9 protein-coding genes are annotated in these 12763 nt (G+C 64.0%); all 9 read right to left on the bottom strand.

Features of this window, described 5'->3' with window-relative positions; genetic code table 11:
• On the bottom strand, positions 1–1119 hold the full coding sequence (locus KAK11_RS17800) for a glycosyltransferase family 4 protein (protein WP_210810656.1): 1119 nt from the start codon (positions 1117–1119) through the stop codon (positions 1–3).
• A gap of 9 nt (positions 1120–1128) precedes the next feature.
• Positions 1129–2574 carry a lipopolysaccharide biosynthesis protein gene (locus KAK11_RS17795; RefSeq protein WP_210810655.1) on the bottom strand — a complete coding sequence of 482 codons (1446 nt, stop codon included), beginning with the start codon at positions 2572–2574 and terminating at the stop codon, positions 1129–1131.
• Complete coding sequence (locus KAK11_RS17790; RefSeq protein WP_210810654.1) at positions 2571–4052, bottom strand: O-antigen ligase family protein; 1482 nt, start codon at positions 4050–4052, stop codon at positions 2571–2573. The genes KAK11_RS17795 and KAK11_RS17790 overlap by 4 nt, the downstream gene beginning before the upstream one ends.
• Complete coding sequence (locus KAK11_RS17785) at positions 4052–4693, bottom strand: nucleotide-binding protein (protein ID WP_210810652.1); 642 nt, start codon at positions 4691–4693, stop codon at positions 4052–4054. Before KAK11_RS17785 ends, KAK11_RS17790 begins: the two co-directional genes overlap by 1 nt.
• Before the next feature lie 4 nt (positions 4694–4697).
• A complete protein-coding gene (locus tag KAK11_RS17780; protein WP_210810651.1) occupies positions 4698–6011 on the bottom strand; it encodes a GumC domain-containing protein in 1314 nt (437 codons plus the stop codon).
• 80 nt (positions 6012–6091) lie between these two features.
• Positions 6092–7207 carry a polysaccharide biosynthesis/export family protein gene (locus KAK11_RS17775; protein ID WP_210810650.1) on the bottom strand — a complete coding sequence of 372 codons (1116 nt, stop codon included), beginning with the start codon at positions 7205–7207 and terminating at the stop codon, positions 6092–6094.
• Positions 7204–8400: a DUF1972 domain-containing protein gene (locus KAK11_RS17770; protein ID WP_210810649.1), complete on the bottom strand. Its 1197-nt coding sequence runs from the start codon at positions 8398–8400 to the stop codon at positions 7204–7206. Before KAK11_RS17770 ends, KAK11_RS17775 begins: the two co-directional genes overlap by 4 nt.
• Positions 8397–10226 carry an alpha/beta fold hydrolase gene (locus tag KAK11_RS17765; RefSeq protein ID WP_310737832.1) on the bottom strand — a complete coding sequence of 610 codons (1830 nt, stop codon included), beginning with the start codon at positions 10224–10226 and terminating at the stop codon, positions 8397–8399. Before KAK11_RS17765 ends, KAK11_RS17770 begins: the two co-directional genes overlap by 4 nt.
• 2 nt (positions 10227–10228) lie before the next feature.
• Complete coding sequence (locus tag KAK11_RS17760; RefSeq protein WP_210810646.1) at positions 10229–12754, bottom strand: glycoside hydrolase family 2 protein; 2526 nt, start codon at positions 12752–12754, stop codon at positions 10229–10231.
• Positions 12755–12763 lie beyond the last annotated feature (9 nt).

Genomic DNA, 12763 nt, shown 5'->3' with positions numbered 1-12763 from the left:
TCACCGTGCTCGGGCTTGCAGCCAACGGGCCTGGACGTCTTCGTACACGGACATTTGCAAGCCCGCAACAGTATCCCAATTAAATCGACGGGCCTGTTCCCGCGCAAGCTCACCTCTGCGCAGAAGTTCATGGTCTGGCGCTGCGCAAGCCTGCTGGAGGGCCTGACGGTAGGCCTCGACGTCATAGGGCGGCACTCGCCAGCAGGCTGTTGACGACACTTCGTTCATGGGCGCCTGGTCCCACACGACCGCAGGCGTGCCGGCCGCATTGGCTTCCGCCACGGTCATGCCAAAGGTCTCAATGCGGGAGGGCATGGCCAGACAGCGGTGAGTTCGCAGTAACTCGCGGCGCTGCGCTGCGTCGTAGCGGCCAAAGATGGTCACTTGGCCCTCCAAGCCCCAGCGCTGCAAACAGGCTTGCAGCAGCTCTGGCTCTTGCAGGGTGCCGGCAATGGTCAAGCCTGGCCGTTGCGCCACCGGCATACGGGCATAGGCTTCAAGCAAAAGGTCTATGCCCTTGGTGCCGATCTCCACGCGCCCCAAGAACAGAATGCCTCGTCCGGCCTCAATGGGCACCTCGAAGAGGTCGTCATCCACACCATTGGGAATCACGTCGATGCGCGCACCGGGATTCCAGCCCTGGATGGTTTGCTTCATCGACGGTGTCAGCACCACAAAGTTGCTGTAGAGCTTCAATCCATACTCTTGCCCCCAATGAAAGGGCAGCTTGAGCTTGCGGGTGTAATCCCAGGCACTGAACCACTGCACCGATGCAATGTGCGGCACATCGCGGCGCCGAAATAGCGGCACGTGAGTGGCGCCGCACGGCGGCATGAAGTCTTCAACCAACAGGTCATGCTCTATGCCGCGCACAGCGCTTGGGAGCTTGAACAGGTAGGTGATGTGGTGCGAGGAGCCGTGGTTTCGGATCTTGCGGCCCAGGCGCAGATAGCGAATGCCGTCGCGCACCAGCTCCGGCGTGGAGCCCGCAAAGGTCGGCGTCACCACGGTGACCTCGTGATGCCGAGCAATGCGCCGGTAAAGCTGCAAGGTTCGAATCGGCCCACCGCCAGAGACGGGGTTGTCGATGTCGTCAGGGTCCAGATGAAGGATTCTCATCAGTCCCTCTCAGCGCGCGGCCTGCAGCGAGGCGCGCCACTGCCGCAGGCGCCGCCACCAACCGGGCCTCAAAACACCCGTCAGGCGGGCCGTCATATACCAAGCGGCCAGGCCCGCCATCAAGGCCCACACCGGCTCCGCTGCCGGGTGCTGCAGGTGAACCAAGCGCAGGCCCAACATGCCCATGGTCATGCCAAAGAGGTGGCGAACGGAGGCGCCCGGTAGTTCGGGAAAGGCCAGTCTCGCGGCAGCCCAGCGAATGCGCATGGCCAAACGCGTCAGGTGGGCGATCAGGATGGCCCAGGCCGCCCCTTGCGCGCCCCATGGGCCTGTCAGCAACAGCAAGGCCAGCACCAGCACCACAGCCGCCACGGCCAGGCTGCGCATGTCTTCCCGCTGCGCTTTGGCAGCCAACATGGCGGAAGACAACAGTTGGTCCACCATCACCAGCACAGTGCCCAAGGCGAGCCAAGAAAACACCTCGCCCGCCCCTTGCAAATGGCTGGGGTACACCAAAGCCACCGCCACGCCGGCCAGCGCCGCCAAGCCGATGGCGAACAAGCCGCCAATGAGCATGAGGTGGTCCAGCACTTCGCGGAACATCTGTTTGAACTTCTCTTCGCTCTCTTGAAGCATGCGCGCGAGCGTGGGCATCAAGGCCTGTGCGGCCATGGTGGGCACCATCAAGGCGGCTTCGTAGAGCCGCGCACCTGCTGCAAACAGCGCGACTTCGGCCAGGTCGCGGGTGTGCTCCAAGACCAAGACGTCAACCCGCAATACCAGCGCAGCCAAGATGACGATGCCGATGAAGGTCGGGATCTCGCGGAAGTTGCGAACCTGAATGTCCCAACTGACCAAGGCCCACCGAACGCGCGGCACCACGGAGGACAGGGCGTAATACACCGCGACCAGCGCGCGCAGCACAAAAATGCAGACAAACACGCCGTACAAGCCATAGCCCAGTTGGATGGCAGCCACGCCAAACACGAGGCGCCCAACCGCTTCCAGCCCCTGGACCTTGGTGATCAAGTCCATGCGCTCCAGCCCCAGCAAGGCACACTCGGCCACCAAGATCCAGGCCACCGGGATCATCGTCAGTGCCAAGCAATCGAGCGGGCCATGCAAGGCAGCATCGAACTGTGTCACCCCGTAGACATACACGCCAATCGTGATGAGCACCGCCATAGGCAGGCTCAGCGCAAATGCATTGGAGACTTCCCGTGAGGCATCCTCGGGGCCGGTGGCGATGCGGCGAATCAAGGGCACGGACAAGCCCAAAAGCGGCATCGCGTGCAGCATCATCAACACGCCCAAGATGAGGGAGTAGCCCCCCAGCTCGTCTGCGGGGAGCATCCGCGTGAAGACCCAAAACTGGCCGAAGTTCACTACGGCCATGATGAGCCGCAAAAACACCGCCGAGCCCAAGGCCGACCACAAGGTGCTGGGCTTCTTCATGCTGCAGGCTCACTCGGGGCTTCGCTGGCCAGGCGGGTGACCGCACGCAGCAAGCCTGCGGTCATCCACAGCATGGCCACCCGCTGATCCACGTAGTAGTTGTCAGAGCTGAAGTAGATGGCTTGCCCCAGCAAACTCGCCAACAGCCCCATCGCCAAGGTCAAAAGCACCGGGTCCTTGAAGCGATTGAGCGGCCAGGGAGTTCTCAGGAATTTGATCAAGATGACAAAGAACAGCAACAGCGCCGGAATACCCAACTCAGCAGCCATCAACAAATAACCGTTGTGCACCACCACAGTACGCAACTGCTTTTGGAAGTCTTCCGAGACGGTGGCGTAGAGCGGACCGTTGTAGGCGTAGGTAGAGCGGTTGTAAGCCCCCAAGCCAACCCCTTTGAGCGGATTGCCTTCAATGATGGCCATGGCCTGATCGTTCAAGACCATGCGGCCCTCCAAGGAGCGGTCGTCGGACTCGGTCAGACGCAGAATCGTCTGCGGGAAGATGGCCACCAGCAGCATCAGGGCCGCTATCGACATCAACACCGCGCCCGCCAAGCGCCGCCCGGAGATGGCGCCCAGGCGCGTCATCACAGCAAACAGCACCAGGCCGGCAATGCCCGCAGAGAGCCAGCCGCCGCGTGACAAGGTCTGCACCAGCATCACTGCGGCCACCAGCAAGACAGCCCAGACAAAGGCCATTACCCGCGCTGAGATAAAGCGAAAACCCAACAAGGCAAAGGACAGCGCGACCGGAATGACCATCACCATGTGGTGCGCCAAACCGTTGGGGTGGCCGGCAAAGCCGCCTGGCCGAATGGCCTCACCCGCGCCGCCGAAATTCACCATGAAGGCCGAGGTTTCGTTCTTGCTGCCCGGCAGGCCCAAGGGTTGCTTGGTGACGACTTGCAGCGCGACCCAAATGAGTTGCAGCAGCACAATGGCCCCGACGCCAAACAAGATGGCGCGCACGTCGCGCATCTCCCGCACGGACACCACCGCAGCGTAGTAGGCGGCCACGATCAAGGTGTAGGCCAGGGCCGTGGCCAGGGCCAGTGCGCCTTGCGGTGAGCCGATGGCTGAAATCCAGACCCAGGTCAAAAAGACCGCCACCAAGCCGTCGATGGGTTCGAACTTGGGCAAGCGCTTGGTGACCATGAACCACCGCACAAAGGCCATGCCCAGCAAAACGATGGAGAGCGCCTGGGGGGCATAGAGGTAGAGGCCCGGCGAGTAGTAGAGCTCCAAGGGCGGGAAGACCGCCTTGCTCATGTCCATGGGCACCAGCCCAAAGGTCAATGCCAGCAGGCTGGCGCGGTAGTGGCGCAACCAAAGAAACACGCAGCCACACAAGACGACCGCGACCATGGCCACCGACTTGGTGGGCGAGACCCCCACCATCACCATGGCAGAGACGACCGCAGCTCCACAGGCCAGAAGCGACCAGAAGGCGGCCTCCAACAGGGGAAGCCCGCCGCGCATCAGCCCCCCGACCAGCGAATTTGCCGCTGTGACTGCCGGTTGAGCACCACGCCCGCAATGCGCTCTTGCCCAACACCCGCCACGCCCAGCGCCGTATCGAGGGCTTGCTTGACCGCCTCACCGGTGGTGACACGGGTATCCACCACCACAATGGCTTGATCAACCAGGGCCAGCAAAGCGCCGCAGGCCGACAGCTCGGGGGCATCGATGATGGTCAACGGGAAGCGGGCACGGACCTTGTCCAGCGCGCTGCGCAGACGAGCGCCCCTGAACAACTGGCTGGCGTGATAGCCGTGACCCCGCCACAGCTGCCACAAACTGGGGCTGCCGCTTTGAGTGACAAGGCCATCCAAAGGCGCACCGGCCAACAGCTCCGCCAAGCCCGCCGAAGCCGCTTCAGCCGCATTGGCCGTGATGCCAGCATCCATCAGGAGCACATCGCCTTCTTGGTGCCGCGCAGCCGCCTGGGCCAACAAACGTGCAATCAGCGATTTGCCTTCCCCGGGCCGGGCACTGGTGACGATGAACACACGCCCTTCTACCGCACCGTCGTTGTCGTGCCGCAGGTGCAGGGCCATGCGGTCGATGGCCAGCAAGTCGATAGAAGGTAGAGATGAGCCACCAAACAACTTAGACAACATGCGCTCACCCACCCCTGTTCTGCTCTAAGGACCGGCGCGCCGAACGACTCAGCTCACTGACCTGGCCCAAGACTGGCAAGCCCAAGGTTTGCCGAACATCCTTGGGCGAGCGCATCCGACCATCCATGAACTCGCGCACGCCGGCCAACAGCAGACCCAAGGCCAAGCCCAAAATCGGGCCCAGTGCCATCAGCATCAACTGTTTGGCCTTGCCTGAACCCGAGGCCGCGCTGGCGTTGTCCACGACGGTGCGTGCTTGGTTCTCTTCTTGGTTGGCCTGCAAATAGAGCTCGATCTGGTCGAGCCGCTTGCGCAACTCCACATAGCGCTCTTGCGCCAAATTGCGCTGGCGCTCCAAGCGGCTGATGTCCGCACTGGTCTTGACGCCGTCTCCCATGCCCTGCCGCAGGCGGGCCTCGGCCGCCGCCAGCCGACGCTTGGCAGCCTTCACCGGCTCAGCGTCCTCGGTGTAGAGCTGTCGCGCCTGATCAAGCTGAATCTGCAGCTCCATCATGTGGTTCTTGAGCTGGGTCGCTCCGCCATCGGCTTCGCCTTGCAAGGCTGCCCCCGTGCGGGCGGTCACCAAAGAGCCACCGGTACCGTCAGACTCGGCCCGACGCGCCTGACGCATCAGCACCTCAGTGATTTCACCCTCAACGGCGCGCAATTCATCCCGCGCCTGAATCATCTGCCGCTCGATAAGACGGCTGGTGGTCGTGGCCTGTTGTTGAGACTGCTCGGCCGAGAGTTTGAGATAGCCTTCAATGAGCGCCGCCAAAATCTTGGGCGCGACCTCGCCATCGGTGGACTCCAGCTCAATCTCCAACACGTTGGAGGAGGTGTCCGCCGTGCCGGAGCGACGTGGACTGACCTTGATCCCTTTGAGCAACTGGTCGACCAGGGCATCCACGGGTGGGCCTGACTTGGCGTCTTGGCCCACATAGTCGTCCTCAATACCCAGCAGTTTGGAGACCTTGTTTTTCACATGGTCCATGGGCTTGAAGGCCAATTGGTCTTCGGTGAGCTTGAAGCGGCGAATCACATCTGCCGCGTTGGAGCGCGTCAGCAGCAGCTCCATTTCGGTTTCAATCTTGCGCGCCACGGGGTCGGGATAGGGCGAGTCCCGGTAAGCCGCCAGGCCCGACAAGAACGCGGGCGTGCCTTGTTGCTCCGTCTGAATCCAGATCCGTGCTGTGGTGGTGTAGACCTTTTTCTGCCCCCCCAGCAACCACAAGGTGACTGCGGTCAGCACGGCCATGGTGATGAGGATCAAGATGGCTTGGCGGGCCAGCATGGCCAAGCCATCTTGCAAGGTCATGGCCGGTTCTGCGGCGCTGCCTGGCGGGCTGAAGAGAGTCTGAGTGGAGGACATGACGCTGAAAGGTGTTTGGCCCGCGCTCAAGGCGTGTTGGAGCGCAAGTTGTAGGACAGGCCAAGTGCGCTGTTCCGGATCAAGGGGAAGAGGTTGAAAACATATTGGTTCAACTGATCGCCCAGCGTGGAGATGCCCGACTTCGGCAGCAAGACCACATCGAAGGGCTGAAGTTGGATGTCCTTGTTGGGCGCCCGGAAGTAGGTGGCCGACAAGCGCAGCGGGAAGACTTCAACCTTGTCGTTCGCGCCACGGCGCAAGATGACCATCTGCGTCACGTCGCCACTGGGCAACTGGCCGCCGGCTTCGATCAAGGCTTGCAGCAAAGACAAGCCTGGGCGATAGGCCAGGACGCCTGGACGCGCCACCTCGCCGCCCACAAAAACCTGGGTGGCTTGGGTGCTGCGCGCAATGATGTTGGGCCTCAGGTTGGCCAAGCCGGCCCGGCCGGTGCCTTCACCGCCCACCCGAACGTTTTGCGTGCCAAAACTACGCACCAGCACCGACACCTCGGGCGAGCGCAAAAACTTGGCATAGCGTTGTTTGAGCTGCGCCTGCAACTCTTCAGGGCTCAGCCCTTCGGCTTGCACCACCCCCACCATCTGCAGTTGCAGCTTGCCGTCTGGCCGCACCCGCACGGACTCGTTGAGCGTGGGCATGTAGGGGAACTTGATCTCCAACTCGTCGTTGGTGTGCAGCAGGTACTCACGGTTGCCCGGGCCACCGGACAAGGCATTCAAGCGCTCGCGCACTTCGTCTTGGACGTCTTCAGGCGAACGCCCCTTGACATGCAGCGTGCCGATCATGGGCAGGCTGACCTTGCCATCCGGCCGCACCTTCAAGGCCAAGTCAAACTGCGGCGCATCCGGGACACGCAGGTCGAACTCGTCGCCCACGCCAAAGCGATAGGGGGGCAAGGCGGGCTCAGCGTCCAAACCCGTCGGCAGGGTGGCGCCATCGGCCGTGGCTTGCGCGGCCGCGACCTGCCCGTCCATGTCGAGGCGCAAAAACGGCACCGGCCCAGAGGTTTGCGCCGGCGGCGTCAGGCTGCTGCAGGCGACCAGGCTGCCCACGACCAACAGCCCCGTCACCAAACGGAGCACACGGGCCAGACTGAATGAGGCTTGGCGGCTGGGGTTCATAGCAGGTCAATCGTATTCACGGTATCCAAGCTGCCGGCATAGGGCGGCGTCACATCGCCCGTACCCCCAGCCGCACGCCCATAGAGGACACTCAGCGTCACTTCATATTGAGACAAAACCACGGGCCAACTGAAGGCTTCCACAGCCCTCTGACGATTGGCACGCGACATCCGCTGGCGCTCTTCAGGGTCGGCCAACAAAGCATCCAAGGCTTCGACACAACTGTCCAAGTCCTTGAAATACCAGGCGCCTTCTCGAACGACCCAGCGGTTGAAGCGATTGTCGTGCGCCAGAACGGGATTTCCAGCACCCATGGCCTCAACCAGTGACGGATTTGTGCCTCCTACTTGGTGTCCATGCAAATAAAGTAGTCCATGCAGCCGAATCGCATTGACAACCTGATGGTCGTAGATGGCGCCAGCAAACACCACCTCTTGGCTGGCGGCCGCCATGACTTTGGCGTGAAACGCGTTCTGCTGCGGCTTGTAACTGCCCAAAACCAGCAGTTTGACCCCGCGCGGCCGAGCCGAAAAAGCCTTGACGATCTCGTACACCGAGTTTTCGGGCTCGGGACGCGCAATCAAGGTCAGAAACTGGCCCGAGGCCACACCCAAGGGGGCCAATAAATCGGCTGGCGCCTGGCGGATGATGTCTGTGCCGTAGGGAATGGTGCTGATCTTGCGTTTGTCCACACGACCGGCCAAGTGCCGCGCAATCATGGGGTGATCGGCCAACAAGTGGTGGCCGCCCAAGCAGCCCGCCCAATCGTTCAGGTACAGCCAAGCCTTGGCAATCGGCCCCCATTTATCGCGCGCCCATTCGATGCCGTCCATATTGATGACATGGCAAATCCCGGCCATGCGCAGACGCAGGCCCAACACCGCAGTGTTGTAGCCAAGCGTCAGCACCAACGCTGCCTTTTCGCGGACGGCATGCTGAATGCAAGCCCAGTCGAAGTGAATGCTGTTGAGCGCCGTGTCTTCACCAACGCCGATGTGAACCCGCCGAACCCCTTGCCAGTCAGATTCCGTCACCGGGCCTTTTTGGTCCTCTTGGCAATAGACGGTGACATCCCACCCACAACGGACGAGATAAGGGGCCAAACGTTCAGCAAAAGTTTCGAAACCGCCATGTTGCGCGGGCACGCCACGGATGCCCATGATGGCAATTCGGCGTGAGGATGTATTGGTCATGACTGCTGGGGCGTCACGGACGCCAAGTTCTGATCCTCGCGCACGGCGAAATCGCTCGCTGCGGAGAGGATGCTATTCAGACAGTTATACAAGCTATCACGACCAGTTCGCGTCGAAAAGGTGTGATCCGAGCGCTCAATCGTGGTCAAGTGCACGCGAGCGCTGGCAATTTGACCCTTTAAGAACGAGCCCGCCTCTTGGCGCAGCAGGGCCTGACCCGGGTCTCCCTCGGAGAATACAAAGCTGAGGGGCGTTGCATGACGGATCACTTGCCTCAAATCGCTCACCACATCCTCTGAGAGTGGCCAATGCAGCCGACGGCCGACATGGCGAGAGATGTTCTGCAGCCGGCCCATCAACCGAGCCGCCATCGCTCGGAGGATCACCCTGACGTGCACCTGCCCCCGCAGCAACTTCATCCAACGGGCGGGGTCTTTCAAGGAGCGTACAGCACCATCGGCGATATCAATCTGTCCAAAAGCATGGTGTGTCGGGTCCAATGACATGCCTGAGCGCCAGTGGTAGACCAAGGGATTGATCGCCACAACATGACTCAGCCGCAGCCCCGCCACGGCGCAGCGCCAGGCGTGGTAGGCCCCCGAACACAGGCCCACCAGCCTCACCTGGGTGACACCGTGCGTCTGCTCCAGCCACCGCAAGGCGGCACGGACGTCGTCCACACATCGGGCGTCGTAGACCTGGTCGGCACGCGAGGGCGATGCGCCAGCAGTGTCACGGGCCACACTGTCACCGATACCCCCCAGGTCGAGTCGCAAACACAGCTCACCGCGGGCCGCGCACTGCCGGGCAAAGTCCACCCACAGCCGATGCGGGCCGATGCGCCGCTCCGCCCCACTCGACAAAAAGAGGGTGGCCCGCGCAGACCGAGAGGCTGGGCGCGTGCATTGCGCCACCAAGCCTGGGCCATAGCTGACGAGCTCTTCCGTCCAGCCCGGGCCCGCGGCGCTTGGCGCTACACCAGGCCAGACCAAGCCCACCAAGTCCGACGCAGCGGCCCCGGCCTGCACAAGCCACGACCGCAAGGGCTGCGTCAAGTCCGGCCACACTGCAGAGTGCGCAATGGCCGTGGTCGTCGCCAGGTCGTCGCGCACCTCACCCTGCAAGCGCTCCACGCCCGCCCAAGCCGCCAAGGAAGCCCGTGCGGCCTCGGGCAGTGGACGGTCGCTGCGCTCCAAGAGCAACACCGGGCAAGCCGCCCTCTGCCCTGAGGCCTGCGGCGTTGGCCACTGGGCTGCGGCCAGTGCCTCGGCACTCGGGGCATCCAGCACAAAGCCACCGGCCATCGCCTCGCCGGCCTGCAAGGGCTCGCCCTGCGGCACCTGGCTCAGCAATCGCGCCTCCCGCAAAAAGGCGCGTCCCGAGGCCACCGGCGCCAACAGCAGCAGCGAGGCCACCTGATCCGCGCGCTGACGCAAACGGTCAGCCAACTGAGCCGCCAACAAGGCGCCCAGGCGCAAGCCCAGCAGGTGGACCTTGGGCGAGCCCGACACCTGCAACAGCGCCAGGGCGGCATCGTCCAAGGCGTCCAGCCAACTTGACCAGGCAGAAGCCCCGGCGGCCCGAGGCAAACTATCGCCCTCGCCGGGCAAGTCCAAACGCAGCACCGGCACCCCTTGCAGCGCCAGGCTATTCGCCAACGCACGCCAGCCCGCGTAGGCGCCAATCTCTTCGTCACCCCAGGTCGGGCACATCAAGACCGGATGCGCAACGGCCGGCTGTGCCGGGGCGTGCCACCAGCACAGGACCGTGCCACCCCGCGTGTCGAGGTAGAAGGGCTGCGCAGCGAGGCCCAGGCCTGGCTGCACGCTCAAGCCCCTCCGCTGATCACAGCGGGCGCCAATCCGTTGATGGCCTGCACCAGGCCGCGGAATGCACGCACCTTGGCGCCACTGGGTCTCAAAACCACCGTGCGCGAGGCGGCCGGGGCCAAGTCAAACCACTCGTGGTCTGCGACCCAGCCTTCTGCCTCGAAGTGAACACCGCGCGCCGCCCGCTGGGTGCTGAGGGTCACGCGACGCGACCCATCTGCTTGGGTCTGGGCCTGGGCGCTCAAGCCCAGCTCCTGACCCTGCAAGCCCGCCACCGTCGGCAGGAACATCAGCCGCTCAGAGAGCAGCTCGCCTTGCTGATTGCGCCAGCCCGCCCACAGCACATTGGCCACCGGCGGCCCAAAGCGGTAGGCCCAGTTGATATCCAGAAAGCCTTCGAGCAAAGCCTGCGCCGGCACCGCCGTGACCGAATGACCTGCCACCGTCACCGGGGCGCGGCCTTCGGCCACCACCACCTGCCCGTCGCGGAACAGCTTGAGCTCCACCTCGCCGGTCACGGCCTCGGCCGGATCGTTCACCAACTGCAAGGTGACGCCGTTGAGCCCGTCATCCGTCAGCAGCAGGCTGCGCGCCTGCCATGCCGAAGCCAAACCATGAAGCGCCGACTTGGGCCGTCCCACATCATCCAGCACTCCCCAGCCCGCACCGGGGCGCAGGTCGCGCAGCGTGAAGACCAAGGCGCCGCGGCACGCCGAGCCCGCGGAGCGCCAGCGCGCAAATGCGGCGGCCATGGTTTCAGCCACCGCCGCGCGGCCCAGCATCAGATGCCGTGCGGGGTCATAGGCGCGCAGATGATCGGCCCGGACACCGTAGAGGGTTTCGACGTAATGATCGCGCACATCGTCAAAGTCCCATCCGGCCCCCAGGTCACGCGGCGCGCCTTGCTTCCAGAGCGGGCCGTGCACCCGCGCCGCCTGACCTTGCGACAGCTCGCGCAGCGTTGCCAGGGTATCGTCACCAGGAATGTTGGCAAAGGCCAGGGCCTCGGTCGCAAATCTCACGCGGCTGCTGGCCGCGTCCTCCAAGGGGCGCTTGTAGGCGCCCACGCCGTAATAAGAACACGTGCCCACCGAAGGCTGAAAAGGCAGCGCACCACCGTGGGCGCTGGACGGCCAATACGCCACGCCAGGCAACACCTGAGCCAGCAGCGCAGGCACATGCTGATGAAACAACGCCGACTCCCAGGCCTCGCGCGGCGCCCCCCACATGGCAGCTTGTTGCTCAACTTCTGAGTTACCGCAAACCACCACCACGCTGGGCCGGGCCTGCCATTGCTGCGCCTGCTGGGTGACCTCGGCCTCGACCTCTGCCAAAAAGGCGGCGTCCTCGCCCGGGTAGTCCATATTGGCGAACATCAGGTCTTGCCAGACCATCACTCCCAGCGCGTCGCAAGCGTCGAAGAAGGCGGGGCATTCATACACCATGGGCCCAGCCACCCGCAGCATGTTCAAACCCGCCGCGCACAGGGGCTTCAAGAGATCGTGATACTGCTCGCCGGGGGCGTGCAGTGACAGAGCGTCAGGCGGTGTCCACACAGCGCCGCGGGCAAAAACGGGCACACCGTTGATCTGCAGCCCAAAGCCTTGTTGGGCGGTGTCCAGCGTCACCGTCCGGAAGCCCACGCGTCCAAGGTGTTGCGCAGCCTCATCACCCGGCCAGTGCAGTGACACCTCGTAAAGCGCAGGCCGGCCATGGGTGTGCGGCCACCACAAGGCGGGCTCGGGCACCACCACCTCGGCCTGCCAGCGCCCTTCGTCGCCCGGCAGCAACGCAGCTTGCACACGCTGTTCGCCGCACACGAGGCTGATGGCGGCGGCGCGCAGAGCTTCAGGCGCCTGGCTGGCCAGCGCCACACGCAGCCGTCCTTGGCCGTCGACCACCTCAGCCTGCCAGCTCAAGTGGGTCAAGCGGCGGGGCGCCAGAGGCTCGCACCACACGTCCCGCCAAGGGCCGATGGCGGGCGCGTTGGGAGACCAGCCCGGCGTGCGCCCCAACAGAGTGGTACGCACCCAGCGCAGTTGCTGCTGCGGCACCATGGGCGTGCGCCAACGCGGGCGGCCACGCCGCTGGGCCAGCAGCGGCGCCAGAGGCTCGCAGCGAATCAGCAGCTCGTTGCCGTTCGGCTTCACGCCCTGCGGCAGCAGCAGCTCATGCTGACGAAACATGTTTTGGCTGTGCAGCAGCACTTCACCATTCAGGCTGACGCTGGCCACGGTGGCCAGGCCGTCCAGCCCCAAGCACAGCGGCTGGCCGAGCCCTGTACCGGCGGGCGCGTCAAAGCAGCAGCGGAAGCACCAGCCTTCCTGGTCAAAGTCTCGCGTGGAGGACGCCAAGTGCCAGAGACCAGCCCGCTGCAATCCTGCCGCCACGGTCATGGGGCCTGGCAAAGCGATCCAGTCGGCGTCGTCGCCGGGCACTGCGTCGCCCTCAAGCCGCACCATGGCCCACTGGCCCACCAGGGGCAGGCGCAGCGGGCTGTCGGGGACGCGGGCTAGGCGGCGCATGGCAAACAG

It is taken from the genome of Ideonella paludis (assembly GCF_018069865.1).
Lineage (GTDB): Bacteria > Pseudomonadota > Gammaproteobacteria > Burkholderiales > Burkholderiaceae_C > Ideonella > Ideonella paludis.
The sequence above is the reverse complement of the archived record's forward strand: the minus strand, read 5'-3'. Positions and strand labels throughout refer to the sequence as shown.